The following is a 22,360-nucleotide window of genomic DNA, read 5'->3' on the forward strand; positions in this document are numbered from 1 at the left end:
AAGGGGAGGGTTAGTAGTAAGTGTAAAAGGTGAAATAAGTGAAGCCTAATCAGCTTTGGTTAAAAGCTTATGCAGGCTCCACCTTATCCTGTCTATAAAAAATCAATATGTTTGTTTAGGGGAGAACGCCCGATGCCCTTTAATTCATAATCGAAAAATGCAAGGATTAGGCTGTTTTCCGTTTCAAGGCAGTAATCTTGATCAATTTTGGCTTTTCCGCCTTGCAGCATATTTGCAAGGATTGGCGAGAAAAGCGGAAGGTCGGTCAGGCTTAAATGTTTCGCTCCTTTAAAATGGACGGTATAGGCATCATAGAAGACATTTTGTATTTTTTTGTATTCGTTTTATTGCGGAAAAGCGAAATGGCGGAGTTTATGGCTAAACAGAGAAGAAGCAGCGTAAGGAGCAACCAGCGGAAACTCCACTCAAGCACTGATGCAAGAGTCAGGATTGCAAATGCTGCGAAAGCAGTAATCCGAAACCAGTTGATTAGTTTTTTATGATTTTGGTTCGTTACGATGCAGTAGGTTGCAAAAGCAATTTCAAAAAGTATACCGATTAAAAAAAGCAATGTTCCCATTAAAATTACCCCTCCACTAGTGAATGTTTTTTTCATGAACTCATCATAAAAAAATCCAAAAAGGAAGTATATAGAAAAACGGTAAGTTGCATCCTGAAGTGAATAAGTTGCAAAAAAGGTGATGTAAAATATAAAAATGCCGCGGCCAGTTGGCGCGGCATTTACTTTGGATGGCATTTTGTTATTTAAATATCGTGGAAATGACTTGGTCGTAGGTCATCGAGCTGTCAACCACAAATACGCCAGGGCGAAGCTTGTTCATGAGGTTTTTTTTCTCGATATCTTTGGAAAATGTAAAGGCATCCTTGATAATGCCTGCTTGAACAAGCGCTCTTCCTACATCAATGCTCGTCATCCCGTCCGATACATTAATGACTACTTTTGTTACAGGCTTGGCAGTTGTCTTGCTGTCTGCAGGCACAGTTTTCTTTTCGGCTGCCGCCTTTGCATCTGCCGCGGCCTTGTCGTATTCGTCCTTCGTTTGCACGATATAGCCTTTCGTCTCCAGTTTGCTTTTCATCTCGGCCTCGGAAGGATTAACTTTTACCGTTTTGCTGGAAGCCTTCTGTGTGCCATCCGTGAAGTAGACGGCTGAACATATTGCTGTGGTCAGAAGCATTCCGGCCGCAAAGCTGCTTAATAAATTAATTCTCATTGGCAACTTTTCTCCCTTCATCCTTCATGGCCTGATAAGGAGCAAGCAATTCTTGAATAGTACTTGAAGAAACATTTTTCATTTCCGCAATACTCTCAATCGAATATTTGCGATCATATAAGTCAAGCACTTCACGCATGAAAAGTTTTTCCTCAAGAGAAAGTTGAAGCCCTGCTTCCTTCATCAAAACTTCTTGGTCAAGCTCAATGTTTCGAATCGATTTTTGAAGGGTATTGATTTCTTCCATTATAGAAATATGAATCTGGTCGATTTGGGTGTGTTGAGCCTTAGCTGCGCGAGTTGATTTTAGAATAGAAACAACCAGCATTAAAGCGGATATAATAAATAATCCGGTAAATGTCCATTCCATTCATCATACCTCCTTCTCAAGTTGGGATTTTAGATTCACAAGTTTATATTATACAAGGAAATAAGGTTTATTTCGATTAATAACCCTAAAAGCCACCGCATGATTCTTTTTCCATTTAGTCTGCATAATTACAACTGTTTAAAGCAAAACGAAAGCCCGGAGCCTTATTTTCCAAGGCCCGGGCTTTGTGTATGATGATAGTATTCTACAATTCGTTGCATGCTTAAATTTCTTTTTTAAACGCCTTTAGTTTCTCGTTGATTTGCTGGGCATCTTTTTTGTCCCTTTGCCATGAAAGCAGACGGATCAGGAAATAAATCAAAGCAATTTGCAATGCAAGTACGATTGCCTCTGATGCGCTGTTTACGAGCTTGAAAATGGCGCCAAGCGAAACCAGCAATATCTCCAAAGTGAAACACCCGCGAAAACTCAAAAATGCAGTTCTTTTTTATTATTTTAACAGATTATGGATTGGAATTTATAGGATGATTTTTAGTGGCGATGTATTTATTTGTTTGGCCAAAAAGAGAATACGAATTCAATCTTTTTAAGAGAAGGATTATTTTCAATTATGTTATAAAATGGTAATAAGAGCTTGTTTTGAATAGGAAAAAATAGTTGTTCGCTTGAAATAAATCTTCAATCGTTTAAATTTATCCATTTATAGGAAACGTTTTTTGTTTTTACCCGTATAGCATACATACGACAAGGAGGGGTCAAATGTTTACTGAAATGAATAACAAACTGGTCGCGATAAAAGGAGAATTGCGTAAAGACCATAAATATCGGGTACAGATGGCTGATTATGAGCAGGAACTTGCCCAGATTGAGGAGAGGATTGCCCAACTGCAAAACCAGTTTGAATCGGAGCAGGATGATGTGGTGAAGCTTGAGCGCCTTAGTTTAGCCAATTTGCTCGCGACACTGGCAGGTACAAAGGAGACCAAACTAACAAAAGAAAAACAAGAGATGCTGGCAGCGCAGCATAAGTTATCGGAAGCCCGGAAAACAAAAGGTGATATTGATAAGGAGATAAGTTTGCTTCACGAAAAAATGAAAAAGCTTGAAGCTTCCAAGCTGGAGTATCAGCAGCTTCTTAAGCAGAAAGAAGAGTTGATTAAAGAAAGCCCATCGCCTTTTGCCGAAAAACTATTTGAACTGATTGAACAGGAAGGCGGACTGCAATCAAGCCTTACCGAATTGAACGAGGCGATTGCTGCTGGGGGGAGCGTCAAAAATGCTCTTATGGATGCATTGGAATCCCTGGATCGCGCAGGGGCTTGGGGACAATTCGATATGTTTGGCGGGGGAACCATTTCCGGAATTAAAAAACATCAACATATTGACGCCGCTGAAGAAAGCCTTCATCGGGCACAGGTAAGAATGCGTAAATTTCAAAAGGAATTGCTTGATGTGAAAGAAACAGCTTATCTTGATATCAATGTTTCCGGAATGTTGAAGTTTGCGGACTTTTTCTTCGATGGGTTCATTGTCGATTATATGGTCCAGAGTAAAATCACCCAGTCGGTCGAAGAAACGAGGCATCAGAACCGTAAAGTCAGTGAAATTTTAACAAAGTTGGAGAAGAAGCAGGCGGAAACCTTGAAACAGCTTGAAGCAGTCCAAAAGGAAAAGCGGGAAATCGTGGAGAATTTATAAGTATAGGATTCTCACTTTTAATAGAATGGGTGACAATGATGAAACCTCTTATCTTTATAGTTTTATTTGTGGTTGCTGTATTGTTTTTTAATAATCTAAGAAAGTCACGATCGGTGGATAAAGGCTTGCGGGCTGCTGATACCCAAGCAGCCGAATCATTCAAGAAGCGTGTTTATAATAATCAACCGGATATGCCTGTAGGTTTTGGCTATAAGTCGCAATGGTTAGTAATTAAAACTGAGAATACGGGCGAAGTCGCCAAGGAATTGAACTTGGAAGACATTCAGGCTGCTAATTGGTCGACTGGCATAGATGGAGCTGAGGATGATTATTGCTTTGTCGCTCCCCCGGTGAAGGGTTGGACCATCGTGGTCAATCCGGAAATGCCCGATATATCGGATTCCACAGATGAAGGCCCACTAAAAACTATCCAACATCTAAGCGAAAAATTTGGCGAGGCATATTATTTTGGAACTCATCGCGTTGTTGACTATCACGCCTGGGCAAAAGCGATTAACGGTGAAATCGTCAGGGCATATGGTTATTTGGGTGAAAGCGGCGAGACATTAATAAACCAAGGCGAACTTACCGCAGAGGAGCTAAAAAATCATTTCGTATACACAGAATTGGATCATGAAGACCCTATTTTTCCAGATGAGGAGCATGTACTAAAGCTATCAAAGGAATGGGCAATCGATCCGCTTATGGAGTATAAAGGCCTGAATCCGGGCGTTGGATTGGTTGGAAAGAGAAATCCAAAGTAATGGATCTTGGCATTTGCTAAAAACAATAATGGCTCCGCTTTAAGTGAAACAATTTAATAGTAAATATGGCCGCTCTTTGCTCTGAAGACGATTCAAAACCATCTGCTATTAAGCCCAACGTGTTGGAGAAATCCAAGACACGTTGGGCTATTTTATTTTCATTAAGAAAATCTTAAGATTTTTATCATTGGTTTGTTAAGATTTGCCCGGTATCATGAATTTAGAGATACAGGGGGAGATTAAAGATGACATACATATTTGGGAGCCAACGAACATGAATATTTTGGTTTGTGATGATGATAAGGAAATTGTCAACGCTATAGGCATTTACCTGGAAAACGAGGGTTACCAGGTATTTAAAGCCTTTAACGGTTTAGAGGCGATCGAGATCATCGATAATCAGGAGATCCATCTGATTATCATGGATATTATGATGCCGATGATGGACGGATTAAGTGCTACCAGGAAGATTCGGGAGGATAAAAATATACCTTTGATCATGCTATCCGCCAAGTCGGAGGATTACGACAAAATATTGGGGCTCAATATTGGGGCAGATGACTATATAACCAAACCGTTCAATCCCTTGGAGCTCATCGCGAGGGTAAAGTCGCAACTGCGAAGATTTACAACTTTGGGGAGTCTTGAAACAAAAAGCAATGTATACAAAACAGGGGGGCTCGTCATCGAGGATGATAGTAAAACCATCACCGTCGATGGAGAACTGGTCCACCTTACCCCGGTACAATATAAAATATTGAAACTTTTAACGGCCAATGCTGGAAGAGTTTTCTCCATTGAGGAGATTTATGAAAGGGTTTGGAACGAGACGGCCTTTAGCCCGGAAAATACGGTGTCTGTCCATATAAGAAAAATCAGGGAAAAGATAGAAATCAATCCGAAAGAGCCTAAATATTTGAAGGTGGTGTGGGGAGTTGGATATAAAGTTGAAAAATTATAGCCACTCAGTCGTAACAAAAATAATCGCTTTTATTCTGGTTATTTCTTGTTTTGCTGGTTTTTTAAAAGAGTTTTTTGAAATTAATAAGGTGAATCATGGGAATTTTGGCATTATTTTTGAAGAGAACTATTTTCATAGCTTTTCTTTTTATAGAGAAAATGAAACACTCGTTACCGACCTCAACCAACTGATAGGGGAATATAAAAGTGAGAAGCATATTCTAGATGGCGGAACAGTCAGTGAAGAGGACTTAAGATTTTCTGATGAAGATTTATTTCATGAGTATCAGAACTATTCAAGAAACTATAACCCAAATTTAAGCGAAGCGGAAAACTATGAAAAGTTTAAAGCCGACTATGCAGATAAGATTTCCGAAGCAAGAGAGAAACTTATTAAAGATGATTTAAGGGTATTCCATTCCTTGTTGCAAAGAGTACATGAAGTTAAAGAACCGCTTTATTTTGCCAGTGATGGCGTCAATGAATATAAGAACAGTAGGATGACAGACCAAGAACAGTTTAAAGGTTTTCCTTCTTATTTGATATATGACGGATATAAAAGTGACATTTATCCGAAAGAAATAGAAGAGAATGAATACTTCCAACAGATGGGAGAAAGTAAAGTAGAAGTGGATGCTGCAGGCAAAGCTATTTACGTTGGTTTTCCGGAGGATTATTTAAATCCCAAAATCCAGGAGTGGAAAGATAACAAAGAAATTGCCCGAAATAGCTTTTATGCATTACTAGGATTTTTGGCAGGCTTAATCCTTTCATTTCTCTATCTTGTAGTCGTGACCGGGAGAAAGTCATACAATGATAAAAAACTGCACTTGTCTTCATTGGATAAATTGTATGTTGATGTGAACATTGTACTATGTATGATATTAATCGCAGTTTGGGTTTCAATGGTGAACGGGGTTCCACATCAAAACCTTTCAAAAATGGTGATTCCTATAACATTGCCGATTGCGATACCAGGCCTATTCCTTGTCCTCTCATTGGTTAGGCATTTAAAGAATCGAACATTCTTTAAACATTCACTCGTTTATCAAATTATTTACCGATTCATTAAATTTGTCCGGAATGTATATGATAGCGGAAGCATTGGGGTTAAGACGGTATTGATTGTAATTGGATACCCCATATTGGTTGGTTTAACGTTCTTTATTTTCCCGATTACCCTAGGACTTGCGGCTTGGTTTTCATTAAAGAAGATCAAGGCATTCCAGGCGATACAGGACGGGGTGGAGAAAATAAAAGATGGCGACATCCATCACCGTATTTACGTGGGAGAAAAAGGAGAGTTTGCCGGACTGGCCGCCGATATTAACAGCATTACCGATGGTTTGAAAAAAGCGGTGGACAGCGAACTGAAAAGCGAGCGATTAAAAACTGAGCTTATCACCAATGTATCGCATGATATTAGGACACCATTAACATCGATTATTACGTACGTTGATTTGCTGAAAAGAGAAAAGGATCCGGCAAAGGCTGAAGAATATATCGATGTACTCGACCAAAAATCGAAGCGGCTCAAAGTGCTGACGGATGATTTATTTGAAGCGGCAAAAGCGTCCAGCGGTAACATTCCAGTCCAGTTGGAACGAATCGATATGGTCTCGCTCCTGACACAGGGATTGGGAGAAGTGAACGATAAAATTGAAGCCTCCGGTTTGGATTTCAAGATTAATTTTCCTAGCGAAAAGGTAATTGTAAAGACCGATGGGAAACTATTGTGGAGATCGATAGAGAACATTTTATCGAATATTTTTAAGTATGCGCTTCCCGGGTCAAGGGTCTATATCCAAATCGAGGATGCAGGAAACAAAATTCTTCTCTCTTTCAAGAATATTTCCGCTTATGAGCTTAATATCTCCGCGGATGAATTAATGGAACGGTTTAAGAGAGGCGATGAATCCCGTTCAAACCAGGGCAGCGGCTTAGGGCTATCGATTGTCAAAAGCCTGATTGAAATCCAAGGCGGGAAATTTGCCATTCAAATTGATGGAGACTTGTTTAAGTCGGTAATCTCTTTGCCGAAGGAACAGTAGAAAAGTAACATAACAAAAAAGTACCCTAAAGCCTGACTTCAATATCAAGGCTGCAGGGTACTTTTTAGATATATTTGCTTTAAAGGCAAATAATGCGTAAAGCTAGTGAACGACTTTAATGTAAAAATAGATGTCCTGTCCGACTTTCTTCGGCTCTGCCAATAGCTTGTAGCCGTGTTTAACAGCCTCTTCGGGAACACTTCGGAAGGATTGCGGGCAATCAGCAATAACTTGCAAGACTTCCCCGATCTTCATGGTTTTCAGCGCATCCAGCGCATAAATGACAGGGTACGGTCAAGGCTCGCCGCGAATGTCGAGAGTGTAATTGACGTCAATTACTTGTGACATGGATTAAGCCTCCTTTGTAACGTGGGAGATCCTCTTTTCCGTATTAGGATGTTTGATTCCTGTGCCATAGCGGAATCGCTTCTCCCACCAATTTGATAATAAGAACCAGGCAGCAAGCATGGCCAACGTTCCAAACAAAGCTCCCATTGGCCCCCATTGCTCGACCAAATTCACTTTCGGCCAATTTTCGACTAGGGCGTTGTAGATACCAAGATGATCCCAGCCGTAAGCTAGCAGTGTGGCGCCAACAATATTTCCCGCGCCTACCACCCAGTATAACACTTGGCCTTCCATAGCCCTATACATCATACCGGTCTCACAGCCGCCGGCCAAAACGATGCCAAACCCGAATAGCAGCCCGCCAATTGCAGTGCTTGGAGCAACGACTTTAATGAGGGCAACAGAGCCACTTTGAATATAGAAGAACGTAACGACAACACTGATCATCATCCCAACCGCAATCGCCTTTGACATCACGGCGCGACCGCTGATCCATAAATCGCGAAAAGCGGAAGTGAAACAAATTTGTCCACGTTCAATTAAAATCCCAAACAAAGCCCCCGCGATACAGGTGACCGCGAGCATGGATTTTCCAGCTGCGAAGAAGTATATAACCAGGCCTGTGTAAAGACATGCGAAAAGTAAACCCAGGATCGGCTGGATATTCTTTTTTTGTTCGTGTTCGGTGACAACCGGGTTCGGAGTTCCTTTCATCAGGGCCGGTTTACCCCGCCACCATTTCGTATTCACTACTTTCACCCCAAAGAAGGTCCCGATGGCCGTGGTCACCATGAAGAACCAGGAATGAAACGAGAACTGTGGTACCCCTGTGAAAAATGCTGCCAGGTTACAGCCGAGGGCAAGGCGGGCTCCAAACCCCGCGATAATTCCTCCGGCAAAGCCTTGTGCCAGACGGCGCTTTGTTTCGGAATACGGATTTTAAAACTGTTGCTTAATAAAATGGTTATAAGTCCGCCAACCAGCATTCCAATGACAATCCAGCCATCCGTCCGTGTAATGGGAGTCCCCTGCATGCCAACCAGGTTAAAATACGCCCAGTCCGTTACATTCACCCCAAACCACTCGAGGACGTGCCCGCCTAAACGGGTAAATTCCCCGGTAACCGCCCAAACCGTACCGGTAATTCCGAAATACAAGGCGCTTATCAGGCCCGCAATGCCAATCGCCATGTACGGATTCCAATATTCTTTGTATATTTTTGAATAAAGATTCATTAGACCTCACTCTCCTTTTGAAAAAACCCAAGTGGACAGCCTTTTGGTAAAGCGGCCCGATGGAAACGTTCAGAATTGATCCATACAAAAAATGCCTAGGGAGTTCTAGGCATGTTAAAGATATAATTTACTCCTTACTATAACGGTAATTTTATATCAAGGGCAATTTGAATTATCAATAGGTCGAATGATTTAGTATCGAAAGTATGAATAGCAGGAGAGAAGGCCGGTCAAAAGCTGTTAGCAGGCTAGGCCGCCTCCGGAGAGAGTGTTACTAATATCTGACAAGCGCAAGGTGAAATCGGGGTTAGGTTGTCAGAAAAAGCCATGATATGTGACAATCGCCGGCTTGAAATCATGTTAGTACGGGTGTGATAAAATGGAAGGAACTAAGTAACGTTAAAGGACGGCTTTTTTTAAAAAATATTAAGATGTTTGCGCTATTAAAAGGAGGGACACCGTCTGAAGAATTCACTCTATGTGGGTACAGCGGCTATCATATTGCTGATTGGCATTGCCGCCTGGTGGGCGGTATCAGCTGCGGGCGACAGAAAGGATCCACTGAACAAGGCTGATGCCTATGCATACAGGGAAAATGGCATCCTTTACTGGCTCAATTTGAACAGCCGGGGCGGGAAAGTGAAAGGGAAACAGCATCGAATGAATATCATCGAAAAAATCGGGGATCCTCCCTTTCTGGAAGAAAAACATTATTCCTTAAGGGGAGAAAAAACCGGAAAAGGGTATGAATTAACAGTAACCGGGGACGGGAAAAAAATCACGTACGCCGCATGGTTCAACGGGCCGAACCTTATGGTGCAAGAGCAGGGGAGAGCCGCAGATATATACAAAGCGGTTGGGCAAAAGATAATCGATGATTATGTAAAAGATATTCAGCAGGAGTTTGAAACGGCCGTGTACCATTCTGAGGAAAAAGAGAACAAACGGTTAAGGAAATTCTTTTCCGACCTTAATCATATCTATGGATTTCTTTATACCTCGGAAAACGGTTCTTACCAGCTGTTCCTGAAAATCGATGAAGCCCTGCTTGAAGGCGAACTGACAGGATCTCTTCTTTTAATGGCTGATACGGGGACCCCGAATAATTCCTATGAGGAAACCAACTATGCTCTAAACGGAATAACTGATGGCCAAATGCTGGAGTTTTACACAAATGTAGACGGTAAGCAAACCAAGTTGAAAGGCACTTTTCATGGGGATGCAGCTGCTTTTGATTTGTCATTTTGGTTGTCCGAAGACAGGCTGCCATTCAAGGCGGTAATGGAAGAAGAATACAAGCGAAGTTATGCGGAATTTAAAGCGGAAGCGTTAAAACGGAAATGATAGTTTAATAGATATAATCCCCCAGATTAAAAAGGTCTGGGGTATTTTTTATGTGTTATCCTACTTAAGAAGATATTTTTAATATTGGCATCTTTTAAACAGTAGAAATGTTAATCTGTAAATAACAGTGATATACTAGAAAAGTAGGGTTTTACTATCGGATTATACTGAATGCAGAAAAGATGTTTTGTTTGCGCCTAGGCTTTCTGTGACTCATTAAAGAGAGCGTTTACATTCTTTCTGCAAAGCTTATAAGATAAGGATGGGTAAAATGAGTAACAGACAAACTGAAACAGACGTTATCTTAATTGGCGCAGGGATCATGAGCGCTACTTTAGGGACACTGCTGAAGGAATTAGTTCCGGACTGGAAAATTACTGTATTTGAGAAACTTGAAGGCCCCGGAGAAGAGAGCTCCAACGAATGGAATAATGCTGGCACAGGTCATTCGGCTCTATGCGAGCTTAACTATACCGTTGAAAAACCGGACGGTTCCCTAGATATAAGCAAAGCTATCAATGTAAATGAACAGTTTCAGATTTCAAGGCAATTTTGGTCTTATCTAGTAAACAGAAATATAATCCGTAATCCAAAAGACTTCATTATGCCTTTGCCACATATCAGTTTGGTGGAGGGTGAAAAAGATGTTACCTTCCTAAGAAAAAGATTTGAAGCGCTTTCAAACAATCCACTGTTCCAGGGTATGGAATTTTCCGAAGACAATGGGAAACTAGCGGAATGGATGCCGCTAATTATGGAAGGGCGAAGGGTCGACGAACCGATGGCGGCAACCAAAATCGATTCTGGGACAGACGTTAACTTCGGCGCATTGACACGAATCTTATTTGATCACTTAAAAAATCAAAAGGTTGATATAAAATATAAACACCAGGTTGATGATATAAAACGCGCGAGCAACGGCCTATGGGAATTGAAAGTCTGGAATATGGCCACAGGTGCCATTGAACGCCATTCCGCTAAATTTGTTTTTATTGGCGGCGGGGGAGGAAGCCTTCCTTTGCTTCAAAAAACAGGCATTCCGGAAAGCAGGCATATCGGGGGTTTCCCTGTAAGCGGACTTTTCCTTGTATGCAACAATCCAGACGTAGTCGAGCAGCATCACGCCAAAGTATATGGTAAAGCCAAGGTAGGCGCTCCGCCAATGTCGGTGCCCCATCTCGATACACGCTATATCGACGACAAAAAATCCCTGCTCTTTGGGCCATTTGCCGGCTTCACGCCAAAATTCCTGAAAACAGGTTCAAATATGGATTTAATAAATTCCGTTAAACCTAATAATCTCGTTACAATGCTTGCCGCTGGGGCAAAAAACATTCCATTGACAAAATACTTGATTGAGCAGCTGATGCTATCGAAAGAACAGCGTATCGAGGAATTGCGGGAATTTATTCCGAACGCCAGAAGCGAGGATTGGGATATCATTGTGGCGGGCCAGCGTGTCCAAGTGATTAAGGATACAGTTGCCGGCGGAAAAGGAACGCTTCAGTTTGGTACGGAAGTAGTTAGTGCCGCTGATGGGTCTGTCGCCGCATTGCTTGGCGCATCCCCGGGTGCTTCAACCGCTGTGCACGTCATGCTTGAGGTTATCAAAAAGTGTTTCCCGCAGCATGTTAAAGCTTGGGAACCGAAAATCATGGAAATGATTCCTTCCTATGGTTTGAAACTTTCCGAGAACCAGGAACTTTTCAATGAACTTCATGCTTTCACCACCTGGGCGCTTGGCCTTGGAGGAGAAAGCTCGATGGCCATCCATGAGAATGAAGAAAGAAAGACAGTATCCCATTAATTATGATTTTAAAGCATCTTTTAGAAGGTGCTTTTGTTTTTTACCCGGGCGGAAGCCGAAAAAAAAAGCCGCTGTACTCCTTAATTGGAAGTACAGCGGCTTTATTATGTTGCTAAAGATATCCATTAATTTCTGATGAGATAATCAAATGCGCCTAGTGCGGCTGTCGCACCTGAGCCCATCGAAATAATGATTTGCTTATACGGGCTGTTTGTACAGTCGCCGGCGGCAAATACGCCAGGCAAAGTTGTTGCACCGCGGCTATCAACGACGATTTCACCCATGCGATTGCGTTCGAGTGAGTCACCCAGCCAATCCGTATTCGGTACAAGGCCGATTTGAACGAATACCCCAGCGAGTTCGACATGATGTTCATTGCCTGTTTCGCGGTCGATATAAGTAATTCCGTTTACTTTGTCAGTACCGGTAATTTCTTTTGTTTGGGCGTTCTTAACAACCGTTACATTTGGAAGGCTGAATAGCTTATCTTGCAGGACTGAATCAGCTTTTAATTCCGGCATGAACTCCAGAACGGTTACATGATTCACAATTCCAGCAAGGTCAATGGCTGCTTCAATTCCGGAGTTCCCCCCGCCAATGACCGCAACATCTTTTCCTTCGAATAGCGGACCATCACAGTGGGCGCAGTAGGCGACGCCCTTGCCTGTAAATTCTGTTTCACCTGGAACATTGACTTTACGCCAGCGGGCGCCGGTAGAAAGAATAACGGTTTTGCTTTTTAGAACAGCGCCGTTTTCCAACTCAAGTTCAATGAAGTCTTTCTTTTCCAGGCTTTTTGCCCGCTGAAGATTCATGATATCAATTTTATACTCTTTCACATGCTCTTCGAGGGTTGCGGCCAGCTTGGGGCCTTCTGTATATTTCGTGCCAATAAAGTTTTCAATTCCGACCGTATCCATAACCTGTCCGCCAAAGCGTTCAGCTACAATCCCGGTGCGAATCCCTTTACGCGCCGCATAAATGGCCGCGCTTGCACCCGCGGGGCCTCCTCCGACAACCAGGACATCGAAAGGTTCCTTATTGGAGAGCTCGGATGGATCCTGTGTGCTTCCCAGCTTTGCCAGAATTTCTTCGAGGGACATACGTCCGCCGCCAAACTCTTTTCCATTAAGGAAAACAGTTGGCACCGCCATTACGTTTTTGCTTTCTACTTCATCCTTGAAGGAAGCCCCGTCAATCATCGTATGGGTGACTCCGGGGTTAAGAGCGCTCATTACGTTCAACGCCTGGACGACGTCAGGGCAGTTATGGCAGGTTAAGGACACGTATGTTTCAAAACGATACTCGCCTTCCAAGCTTTTCACTTGATCGATCACGCTTTGATCAACCTTTGGGGCACGTCCGCTTACCTGCAGCAGTGCCAACACAAAGGAAGTGAATTCGTGTCCAAGAGGAATACCGGCGAACGTTACTCCGGTATCCTCACCGATGCGATTGACACTAAAGCTTGGTGTTCTTTCCAAAGTGGCAGTTTCGACTATTATCCTTGGAGACATGCCTTTTAACTCATCAACAAGAGCTAGCATGTCTTTCGATACTTCATCGGACCCTGCGCTGACTTTCAGCAGAACATCGTTTTCCAACAGTTGAAGATATTGATTTAATTGGGCCTTAATATCTGCATCTAGTATCATTCATAGCACTCCTTAGATTTTTCCAACAAGATCAAGGCTAGGCTTAAGGGTTTTAGATCCTTCTTCCCATTTCGCCGGGCAAACTTCACCTGGATTGTTGCGTACATATTGTGCTGCTTTGATTTTGTTAATTAGCGTGCTTGCGTCACGTCCGATGCCGCCTGCGTTGATTTCAACCGCTTGGATGACTCCATCAGGGTCAATGATAAATGTACCGCGGTCAGCAGCGCCTTCCTCTTCAATGAACACATCAAAGTTTCGAGATAGAACATGGGCAGGGTCACCAATCATTGCATAAGTAAGTTTACCAATTGTTTCGGATGTATCGTGCCATGCCTTATGTGTAAAATGAGAATCCCTTGATGCTGAGAATACTTCAACCCCTAGTTCTTGAAGAGCTGGGTATTGATTTTGAAGGTCTTCCAATTCAGTTGGGCAAACGAATGTAAAATCCGCTGGATAGAAGCAAAGGACAGTCCACTGGCCTTTAAAATCCTGCTCAGTTACTTCGATAAACTCTCCGTTTTTGTAAGCTTGTAATTTGAATGGTTGTACTTCTTTTCCGATAAGTGACATAATGCAATTCCTCCTATTGAAATAATAATTAGTGGTTTGGTGAAAAATATAAATAACTAAAAACAATTTCTTTTTATTATCATTAGTTATTTATAATAATTCTAATACACTAACTATTATTGTATAGATGTCATTGTATGTCAAGGGAAAAGGTTTTATTTTGCTGAATGCAATCGAATTTAGATTGTAAGTGGCTATTTATAGCGGTTAGAAACGGTTGAAAGAGGGGGTTTTTTATTTTCAATTGGCTCTTTTATTCTCAACTAATTGCATCTTTAATAATGGTGTTGGGATATATTTTACGAAAAAAGGATTGCTTCTGATTAAAAGCAATCCCACTTAGTACAATGACAGTTTTTTTATTAAATAACTCCTTGAACAATCATCGCGTCAGCCACTCTTAAAAAACCAGCAATATTGGCACCTACAACAAGATTTCCAGGATAGCCGTATTCATCGGCCGCCTTGACGCTGTTTCGGTAAATATTCTCCATGATCATTTGCAATTTGGCATCCACTTCTTCAAAAGTCCACGACAACCTCATGCTGTTTTGGGACATTTCCAAAGCTGAGACTGCGACACCGCCTGCATTGGCGGCTTTTGCAGGACCGAAAAGGACTTCATTTTTCAAAAAAACGTCAATCGCCTCCAAAGTCGATGGCATATTCGCCCCTTCTCCGACCGCTTTCACCCCATTGGCAACCAATAGTCTTGCAGACGCTTCATCGATCTCATTTTGCGTTGCGCATGGCAAAGCAATGTCGCAAGGGATCGACCAAATCCCTGAACACCCTTCGAAATATAGTGCCTGTGGATGTTCTTCTACATATTCCTTAATTCTTCTCCGTTCAAGCTCTTTCAGGCGTTTAACGGTATCAAGATTGATGCCGTTTTTGTCATACACATATCCGTTTGAATCGCTGCAGGCGACGACCTTCGCGCCAAGCTGCATCGCCTTTTCAATCGCATAGATTGACACATTGCCTGAGCCGGAAACGACAACCGTGCTGCCTTTAAAGCTGAGCCCTTTGTCTTTTAGCATTTCCTCGACAAAGTATACAGTGCCGTAGCCAGTCGCTTCGGTCCGGCCGAGGCTTCCACCGTATCCAAGGCCTTTTCCGGTCAAGACACCTGCTTCAAAACCGCCGCGTAGTCTCTTATATTGGCCGTACATAAAACCAATTTCCCTGGCCCCGACACCGATGTCTCCGGCTGGTACGTCAACATCCGGGCCGATATGCCTGTAGAGTTCCGTCATAAAGCTCTGGGTGAATCTCATGATTTCCCCGTCGGATTTCCCTTTTGGGTCAAAGTCGGCTCCGCCTTTGCCTCCGCCAATCGGGAGCCCGGTGAGGGAGTTTTTAAAAATCTGCTCGAAGCCAAGGAATTTAATGATGCTTGCATTAACGGAAGGATGGAAACGAAGCCCGCCTTTATAGGGTCCGATCGCACTGTTGAATTGGACCCGGAATCCGCGGTTTACTTGTACTTTTCCCTGGTCGTCAACCCAAGGGACCCTGAAGCTGATGACTCTTTCCGGTTCCACTATGCGTTCAAGGATGCCGTGGGCCATATATTTTGGATGTTTCGCAAACACTGGGGCAAGGGAATCGAAAATTTCTTTTACAGCCTGGTGGAATTCACATTCAAAAGGATTACGCTTCATAACTGTTTCAAATACTTCATTTACATATTCTTTCGCCATTTCCATGTTTGCTTCATCAAGTTTATGTAGTGTAGCCATGCTCGCTTGAACACCCCTTCGTTAGCATTTGTTTGCATTTAAAAATTGGCTGGATTTAGTCTTTATTCATATAGATTATTTAATTTCCTAATTTTATTATTGAAAAACAATCTAAACAATATGAAAATTAGATAAGAATGATGCCGAAATGAGAACGATTGGGAGTGGATCGTCAATGGAGTTAAGGCAAATCCAGTATTTTATTGAAGTTGCCAGGCGGGAGCATGTGACAGAGGCCGCATTGGCGCTGCATGTGGCCCAATCCGCTGTGAGCCGACAGATCTTTAATCTCGAAGCGGAACTTGGGGTCGATCTTTTTATAAGAGAAGGCAGGAATGTGCGCTTAACCTCTATTGGGAAAATTTTTCTTGAACATATGGAAGAAGCGATGAAGGTAATCGATAATGCGAGGCAGGAAGTCCAGGAATATATCGACCCGGAGCATGGGGTCATCAACATTGGTTTTCCAAGCAGCCTGGCAGCCTATACGCTGCCTACAATTGTTTCTGCCTTTCGGGAGCGTTATCCGCAAGTGAAGTTTAAGCTGAAACAGAGTTCTTACCATGATTTGATTAGTGGTGTTGTAAAAGGGGATATTGATTTGGCGCTTCTCGGTCCGTTTCCAATGCACGAGAAAAAGGTAAGAGGGGATATATTGTTTACAGAAAGTATAGTTGCCCTGCTTCCAGCCCACCATCCTCTTGCAAATAAACGATCACTTAACCTGAATGAATTAAGAGATGATTCGTTTATATTGTTTCCAAAGGGGTTTGTTTTGCGTGAAATAGTCGACAATGCCTGTAAGCAATATGGCTTTGAGCCCGATGTTTCCTTTGAAGGGGAAGATATTGATGCAATTAAGGGGTTGGTCTCGGCGGGCTTGGGGGTGACCCTTATTCCGGAAGTTACATTGGTTGAAAGCCTTCCGCGCTCAACAGTAAGGCTGGCGGTCACTGAACCGCAAGTTGCCCGTACAGTTGGCGTCATCATTCCTTCTGAACGGAAGCTGCTTCCCGCAGAGAAGTTATTCTATGATTTTGTTCGTGAGTTTTTTAGCCTGTTGGACAGGTTTCAAAAATAAGGGTGTTCTAATATGATCGACGTTAAGAAGAGTTGTAGATAAAATATCTACAACCCTTTTTTATTGGGGATGGCTGCTCTCTTAGTTAGGTTCGAATCGTTTTCGAACGGTTATAGGTATAAGGAAAGTTCGTAGGGTTGACTTAAATGATATTTTGATATATTTTTAATTCGAGATATATTATACGAAGATATCTCGATTTCATTTAAAAAAGGGAGATAGTAGATAAATGAACGTATTAGTAGTAAAAGCAAATAACAGACCAGCTTCTGAAGCTGTATCAAGCAAGATGTATGAAACTTTCATGGAAAACCTTGAAGGCGTCAATGTAACAACTTTTGATGTTTTTGCTGAAGATATGCCGTACCTAGGCCAGGATCTTTTCAATGCATTCGGCAAACTTGCATCTGGAGAAGAACTTGCAGATGTTGAAAAACGTATTTTGGCTGCAAAGCAAAAAGCAAAGGATGCTTTAACAGCAGCGGATGTCGTTGTTTTTGCTTTTCCATTATGGAATCTGACAATTCCTGCCAAGCTTCAAACATTTATCGATTATGTATATGAGGCAGGCTACACGTTCAAATATGATGAAAACGGCCAGGCAGTCCAGCTTATGAAGGACAAAAAGGCAATCATCCTAAACGCACGTGGCGGCATCTATTCCCAAGGCCCAGCAGCTGCAATGGAAATGGCCGTTAACTACATTAAGAATGTTGCTGGCGGCGTATTCGGTATGCAAATCATTGATGAAGTAGTCATCGAGGGACATGCCGCGGCACCTGATCAAGCTGAGCAAATCATTGCTGAAGGATTGGAAAAAGTTAAAGAAGTTGCTAAGAAACTTTCTGCAGTAACTGTTTAATATTGGATTTTTAAAATTCACTACAAAAACTAACCGGAACCAACTTCCGGTTAGTTTTTATTTTATGAGGGCGATTAGAAATATGATTAAAGAATCTTCCTACCTAGTACGAAGGCAATGCGCATCAAGGAAAGATAGAAGATTGTTATTCCACGATTTCAAATTGGGCCTCGCAAAATTTTTTCCCATTTATCGTGATGATGGCGGTGTAGATACCTGTTTCCCACCTGCCCGGATCGAAAAACCCCCAGCTATTAAACAGACAGGCATTTTCCCAGCCTCTTTCTAAATAGAATGGACTTTTATCGTAACCGAACACGGTTTGGTCCTGCTTCAGGTACACGAATTCAACCTCAATCTTTCTTTTTTTATGAATAAGCGGGAACGAGAACGATAGCTCCCAATAGACATAACAAGTAGTTTCTTTAGAAAACTTGGTTTGATAGACTCGTTTTTCATTTTCATCTATCACATACCCAGACTGAAAGAATTTAAGGGAGTCAAAAATAAGCGCAGGAAGCAAGGCTACATTAAGGGTGATGATTTCAAACTCTTTTTCGCCTAAGTACGATCCATTAAGAAATAACTCAATTCTATATAGTCCGCAGAGCCATCTTCCACCTGTGTCATAGCCCAAACCCATTTCGAAAGTTAAGCATGTTGTTTCCTTTTCAGCAATAAATTCAAGTTGATTTCTTCCGAATTCATTGCCATCGGGGTCATAATAGATTTGATCAATAATGGCATGCGTATCCTTTCGAAGCTTAGGGTAGGAGACATATACCTCACAATAAATCGCCCTAGTTTGCACTTGCATAAATTTAGAAAGATAGAGACGTTCAATTGGTTTAGGCAATTCTTCTAAATCTGACTCAAACAAAAGGAAGGAATCAACTGTCATTTCATTAAAGGCAGAATCAACTCTTCTTATCATTTCAAACGAGTTTACAGCTATTTCATTCCCATCATAAAAAACAGCCACTTTGTATTCCCCGGGCAGCCATGGGGTGTATTTGAGGATTCCGTTTCGAAAGCTGTGGGAATAAGAATCTGTTCCAGCGGGAAGTTCGATGTCCATCGTATTTTGGTCGAAAATGGTACCGTCAGGCGAGTAGTATACATATTCCAATTGAACCAATCGGTTGTTTGTTAGGAGAGAATAAGAAAGCTCAATTTCTCCATAAATAAATCTGGTGCGGTTAGGGAAGAAACGGGTATGGTATAATCGCTCTTCTTCATAAGGGGTATCCACTCCCCCCTCATAAAAAAGAAGTGACTTAGTTTCGATTGTCCAATTAACTAATCTCAACATTGAAGTTCCACCTATAATTTTAATAGTGTATTTCTTTATATTTTCTGTTTGTTTCTGTAAATCCCTTTCTCTCGCTGGTGGTAAATTTCGGAAAAAAGAGTAGGGAGGGCTGCGGGACTTGTTTCATGTTAGTATCATCCGTAGAATACCTTCTTGCTTAAAGTGTGATTTATATCACAATGCAAATTGAGAGAGTATAATATAATAAACACTGTTACTATTTATGGAGGCAATTTATCGTTCGCTAAAAGAATTAGGTGTAAACGAAGAGAGAATCCATTATGAATTTTTCGGCCCTAAGGGCGATTTGACAGCATAATAAACAAAAAGCCAATTTCCGGCACGGCGGAGATTGGCTTTTTGTGTTAAAAGTAGTCCTGTGCATGAAGAACCCTGTTTATTTCCCCTGCTGGTTGCCGCCTTTTCCTGCTTCGTCAGCAAGCTGTTCGAATGATTTCACTTTTCCATGGGGATTTTGCTCTTCTTTCCTGGCGGCCCATTGCCTTTCCTTTTGACGTTTCGATTGGGTCATGTATATAAGCTCCTTCAGATAAAATCGTTTTTGATAGGGAGCGGCGCGGGGGTGCTAACTCCTGTTCTCATATGCCCTCTGTTCTTTTTCCTTTTCCTTTTTAGCCTTGTTCGCATTGGCGCTGCCAAATTCCTTTCCAAATTCGGAGTCGGTTTGGCTTGAATCAAAGCCTTGTTTGTTTTTTTGCTGAGGATCATTTTTCATTGTCCGTTTTGCCATGATATTCGCCTCCTTTGATTTTAGTATGGAAAACGCCCTTTAAAATATTCGCTTTGCCTTGCGGCCGAAGAGGCTAAGGCGTTTAATGGACATAAGACGGTAAAAAACCACTGTTTAAAAAGGGGAATGTCCATGTTCAATCAAAAGAGAATACGGGATTACGGAGTCAAAATCGGCAAATTGGAGCCGGGGAATCTTAATGCGATCACGGATGTTGAAGGGGTGGCTGTTGGCCATGTGACCCTGAGCGATAAACAGATGCAGACTGGAATCACAGCCATCCTTCCCCACCAGGGGAATACATTCAAAGAGAAGCTGATCGCCTCAAGCCATGTCATTAATGGGTTTGGAAAAACGATGGGAACCATCCAGATGGCGGAGCTGGGTACCCTGGAAACACCGATTCTTCTTACAAATACATTGGGGATTGGCACGGCAGCCGATACGTTGATCGACTATATGCTGGACCGGAACCCGGAAATCGGCCGGACTACCGGGACCGTCAATCCAATCATCGGAGAATGCAATGACATGTTTTTGAATGATATACGGGGAAAGTTTGTGAAGCGGGAGCATGTTCTCCAGGCAATTGAAAATGCCTCGGTTGAATTCATGGAAGGAGCGGTTGGCGCTGGGACCGGGATGCTCTGTTACTCCTTGAAAGGTGGAATCGGGTCTGCTTCCCGCAAGATGGAAATGCAGCATGGGACGTACACAATCGGAGTTTTGGTTTTATCGAATTTCGGGATTTTAAGCGATTTAAGGGTGACTGGCAAGGCGATAGGCCAGGAATTGAAGGAAGCCATTACACAAGCGTACCAGGAAGAGGATAAAGGATCGATCATGATCATCGTTGCTACGGACCTGCCGGTATCAGAAAGGCAGCTGAACAGGATTCTTAAACGCTCAGTCACGGGGCTTTCCAGGACGGGTTCGATTATTACAACCGGAAGCGGGGAGGTCATTATCGGTTTTTCCACAGCCACAAAAATCCCACATGAGAAACCGCAACGTCTATTATCTGTTCCTACGATTCATGAAGAAGATATTGACCTGGCCTTCCGCGCGATAGGCGAAGCAACAGAGGAGGCTGTTTTGAACTCCCTGGTTACAGCGGAGGCAGTAGTGGGGCGCGACGGGAATACACGGCCGGCTTTTAAAGATATGGTTGAAGAGTTTAATATTTCTCTGGTTTAAAGAGGCTCATGTTGAATGAGAATACAATTGCTCAATACGATTAAAGTAAGACTGATTTGGCGGGAATAAGGATTAAAAGATAAAAATAAAAAGGGGAAAGCAGCCGCTTTCCCTTTTTGCCTATTCGAAGATATAGCTTAAAACATCGATGGCCTGGTCGACAGTTTCAACTGTTACATTTGCCCGGTTGGAAAGTTCTTTTAACGGGTGGATTAGCGATTCCGGCCTGACAATGATGGTTGGTTTATTCATCGCAATCGCCATGCTTGCGTCCATTGCTGTATTCCATTGCTTGTATTTTTCACCGAATAGTGCGATGACGACATCCGATTTTTGCATCAATACTTGAGTCCGGAAATTGTTAATATCGGATGCGGCATCATCCTTATAGACACTTCCGGGCTGTTTCCCCAAAATATCCTCGCCAATGTTATCTGACCTATCATGATTTGTTTGCGGACCGACAAAGGCCAATGGAAGATTTTTTTCCTCCGCCTTCCTCTGCACTTCTTCCCGCCAATTGTCATGAATCTGTCCGGCTAAATACACAGTGAGTTCCATTCATATCCCTCCTGGAAAGAAAGTATTACCCTCATACTAGTAGAATGGGCAATAATTATCAAAGGAATTACCTGCCGGTGTTTTTCCCCTATTTGAACGCATAGAAAACAGGATTTCTTTAGAGGTGAAAACATCCCAAAAGGCGAAATGCTTTAAATAGATAATTGGCTGTAAACACTTCGTTAAAGAAGAAGCTGTTTTGCATAGATTATTGTTTTAAATTGAAGATATAGAGAGGGCTGGAATGAATATGGGCTGGTTAGTAATTGTTATACCGATTATTGGCGGAATCATTGGCATTACTCTCCAGAGAAAAAAAGGAAAAAATAATGCAAGGAAGGCACATCAAAAGCTTGCCTTTGAAGTTTTTAAGAATCACTTTCATTATGTGTGTAAAAAAAATCTATTTTATGATGGGGATCATTTATTTGTCATAAAGGATAAAGGAATTCGATCATACGGTAATTCCAAGATTTTTTATTATACGCTAAAAACTGAGTCGGGAGAATTTGAACACAGAGTATTTACGAATGTATATGATTACAACAAACTTAAAAAAGGGCAATTGGTCAATCGTGGCCTTATTAGACATAAGAAAAAAAACTCAATTTATACTTCAAGTGAAAATAAAGGAGAAAAAGCAATAAGCAGAATACAACAAAGAAGTGTAATGGTGATTTTAAGTACGATTGTGGTGATGGGGTTTGCTTTATCAACGTTGGTATATATGGTAATGAAATTTTTAAGAGGATAAATCCCTCTTTTTGGAGGGAAAGAACGCCATATTCTTTATGGTATAATGGGCATTTAGTAGGTATGTAACAAAAATGCCAATGGGAGGAAATAA

General features: G+C 42.0%; 22 protein-coding genes and 1 pseudogene. 10 read left to right on the forward strand and 13 right to left on the reverse strand.

All coding sequences use genetic code 11. The features are described from left to right. Positions 1-271 precede the first annotated feature (271 nt). The 4 genes from DRW41_RS05580 to DRW41_RS05595 form a co-directional block, all read right to left on the reverse strand. The gene (locus DRW41_RS05580; RefSeq protein WP_115450996.1) at positions 272-580 is read right to left on the reverse strand and encodes a hypothetical protein; all 309 of its coding nucleotides are present in this window, start codon (positions 578-580) and stop codon (positions 272-274) included. A 181-nt stretch (positions 581-761) separates the two neighbouring features. Then, positions 762-1,235 (reverse strand): MltG/YceG/YrrL family protein, encoded by a 474-nt coding sequence (locus DRW41_RS05585; RefSeq protein WP_181884436.1) that lies wholly within the window; start codon positions 1,233-1,235, stop codon positions 762-764. Then, positions 1,225-1,605 carry a hypothetical protein gene (locus DRW41_RS05590; RefSeq protein ID WP_115450997.1) on the reverse strand — a complete coding sequence of 127 codons (381 nt, stop codon included), beginning with the start codon at positions 1,603-1,605 and terminating at the stop codon, positions 1,225-1,227. The genes DRW41_RS05585 and DRW41_RS05590 overlap by 11 nt, the downstream gene beginning before the upstream one ends. Positions 1,606-1,828: 223 nt before the next feature. Continuing rightward, complete coding sequence (locus tag DRW41_RS05595) at positions 1,829-2,014, reverse strand: hypothetical protein (RefSeq protein WP_115450998.1); 186 nt, start codon at positions 2,012-2,014, stop codon at positions 1,829-1,831. Positions 2,015-2,325: 311 nt separating this feature from the next. On the opposite strand from DRW41_RS05595, the gene DRW41_RS05600 reads away from it, so the two are divergent. The 4 genes from DRW41_RS05600 (at position 2,326) to DRW41_RS05615 (ending at position 7,039) form a co-directional block, all read left to right on the forward strand. After that, positions 2,326-3,264, forward strand: a complete 939-nt coding sequence (locus DRW41_RS05600) for a coiled-coil domain-containing protein (RefSeq protein ID WP_115450999.1) — start codon at positions 2,326-2,328, stop codon at positions 3,262-3,264. A 38-nt stretch (positions 3,265-3,302) separates the two neighbouring features. Continuing rightward, complete coding sequence (locus tag DRW41_RS05605) at positions 3,303-4,028, forward strand: hypothetical protein (RefSeq protein WP_181884437.1); 726 nt, start codon at positions 3,303-3,305, stop codon at positions 4,026-4,028. Positions 4,029-4,302: 274 nt separating this feature from the next. After that, on the forward strand, positions 4,303-4,989 hold the full coding sequence (locus tag DRW41_RS05610; RefSeq protein WP_115451001.1) for a response regulator transcription factor: 687 nt from the start codon (positions 4,303-4,305) through the stop codon (positions 4,987-4,989). Beyond that, positions 4,976-7,039 (forward strand): HAMP domain-containing sensor histidine kinase, encoded by a 2,064-nt coding sequence (locus DRW41_RS05615; RefSeq protein ID WP_222928833.1) that lies wholly within the window; start codon positions 4,976-4,978, stop codon positions 7,037-7,039. Before DRW41_RS05610 ends, DRW41_RS05615 begins: the two co-directional genes overlap by 14 nt. 102 nt (positions 7,040-7,141) lie before the next feature. Here the strand turns inward: DRW41_RS05615 and DRW41_RS05620 are convergent, their stop codons facing one another. Continuing rightward, entirely contained in the window at positions 7,142-7,321 is a 180-nt protein-coding gene (locus DRW41_RS05620; protein WP_281272294.1) for a sulfurtransferase TusA family protein, read from the reverse strand. A gap of 69 nt (positions 7,322-7,390) precedes the next feature. Then, positions 7,391-8,622, reverse strand: a pseudogene (gene yedE / locus DRW41_RS05625) (selenium metabolism membrane protein YedE/FdhT). A 480-nt stretch (positions 8,623-9,102) separates the two neighbouring features. Here yedE and DRW41_RS05630 point away from each other — a divergent pair. Both DRW41_RS05630 and mqo read left to right on the forward strand, forming a co-directional pair. After that, positions 9,103-9,966 carry a hypothetical protein gene (locus tag DRW41_RS05630; protein ID WP_115451003.1) on the forward strand — a complete coding sequence of 288 codons (864 nt, stop codon included), beginning with the start codon at positions 9,103-9,105 and terminating at the stop codon, positions 9,964-9,966. Between the two features lie 271 nt (positions 9,967-10,237). Then, a complete protein-coding gene (gene mqo / locus DRW41_RS05635) occupies positions 10,238-11,773 on the forward strand; it encodes a malate dehydrogenase (quinone) (RefSeq protein WP_115451004.1) in 1,536 nt (511 codons plus the stop codon). Positions 11,774-11,898: 125 nt separating this feature from the next. On the opposite strand, the gene ahpF is transcribed toward mqo, so the two are convergent. The 3 genes from ahpF to gdhA form a co-directional block, all read right to left on the reverse strand. Next, entirely contained in the window at positions 11,899-13,428 is a 1,530-nt protein-coding gene (ahpF, locus tag DRW41_RS05640) for an alkyl hydroperoxide reductase subunit F (RefSeq protein WP_115451005.1), read from the reverse strand. A 12-nt stretch (positions 13,429-13,440) separates the two neighbouring features. Beyond that, a complete protein-coding gene (ahpC, locus tag DRW41_RS05645; RefSeq protein ID WP_115451006.1) occupies positions 13,441-14,004 on the reverse strand; it encodes an alkyl hydroperoxide reductase subunit C in 564 nt (187 codons plus the stop codon). A gap of 362 nt (positions 14,005-14,366) precedes the next feature. After that, positions 14,367-15,749, reverse strand: coding sequence for an NADP-specific glutamate dehydrogenase (gene gdhA, locus DRW41_RS05650; protein WP_115451007.1), 1,383 nt, complete (start codon positions 15,747-15,749; stop codon positions 14,367-14,369). Between the two features lie 175 nt (positions 15,750-15,924). Between gdhA and gltC the strand changes: the two genes are divergently transcribed. Both gltC and DRW41_RS05660 read left to right on the forward strand, forming a co-directional pair. Then, the gene (gltC, locus tag DRW41_RS05655; protein WP_115451008.1) at positions 15,925-16,830 is read left to right on the forward strand and encodes a glutamate biosynthesis transcriptional regulator GltC; all 906 of its coding nucleotides are present in this window, start codon (positions 15,925-15,927) and stop codon (positions 16,828-16,830) included. Positions 16,831-17,059: 229 nt separating this feature from the next. Next, complete coding sequence (locus DRW41_RS05660; RefSeq protein WP_115451009.1) at positions 17,060-17,692, forward strand: FMN-dependent NADH-azoreductase; 633 nt, start codon at positions 17,060-17,062, stop codon at positions 17,690-17,692. Between the two features lie 145 nt (positions 17,693-17,837). On the opposite strand, the gene DRW41_RS05665 is transcribed toward DRW41_RS05660, so the two are convergent. The 3 genes from DRW41_RS05665 to DRW41_RS22885 all read right to left on the reverse strand — a co-directional run bounded on the left by DRW41_RS05665 (position 17,838) and on the right by DRW41_RS22885 (position 19,755). Then, positions 17,838-19,004 carry a hypothetical protein gene (locus DRW41_RS05665; protein WP_115451010.1) on the reverse strand — a complete coding sequence of 389 codons (1,167 nt, stop codon included), beginning with the start codon at positions 19,002-19,004 and terminating at the stop codon, positions 17,838-17,840. Positions 19,005-19,401: 397 nt separating this feature from the next. Continuing rightward, a complete protein-coding gene (locus DRW41_RS23240; protein ID WP_222928834.1) occupies positions 19,402-19,536 on the reverse strand; it encodes a DUF6254 family protein in 135 nt (44 codons plus the stop codon). 54 nt (positions 19,537-19,590) lie between these two features. Next, positions 19,591-19,755 (reverse strand): hypothetical protein, encoded by a 165-nt coding sequence (locus DRW41_RS22885; protein WP_181884439.1) that lies wholly within the window; start codon positions 19,753-19,755, stop codon positions 19,591-19,593. A gap of 132 nt (positions 19,756-19,887) precedes the next feature. Here DRW41_RS22885 and DRW41_RS05675 point away from each other — a divergent pair, with 132 nt between their 5' ends. Beyond that, positions 19,888-20,952: a DmpA family aminopeptidase gene (locus DRW41_RS05675; RefSeq protein ID WP_115451011.1), complete on the forward strand. Its 1,065-nt coding sequence runs from the start codon at positions 19,888-19,890 to the stop codon at positions 20,950-20,952. A 120-nt stretch (positions 20,953-21,072) separates the two neighbouring features. Here the strand turns inward: DRW41_RS05675 and DRW41_RS05680 are convergent, their stop codons facing one another. After that, a complete protein-coding gene (locus DRW41_RS05680) occupies positions 21,073-21,513 on the reverse strand; it encodes a YtoQ family protein (RefSeq protein WP_115451012.1) in 441 nt (146 codons plus the stop codon). A gap of 244 nt (positions 21,514-21,757) precedes the next feature. Between DRW41_RS05680 and DRW41_RS05685 the strand changes: the two genes are divergently transcribed. Then, on the forward strand, positions 21,758-22,267 hold the full coding sequence (locus DRW41_RS05685; RefSeq protein WP_115451013.1) for a hypothetical protein: 510 nt from the start codon (positions 21,758-21,760) through the stop codon (positions 22,265-22,267). Positions 22,268-22,360: the final 93 nt, after the last annotated feature.

The sequence above is a fragment of the Neobacillus piezotolerans genome, assembly GCF_003362805.1.
GTDB classification, from domain to species: Bacteria; Bacillota; Bacilli; order Bacillales; family Cytobacillaceae; genus Bacillus_D; species Bacillus_D piezotolerans.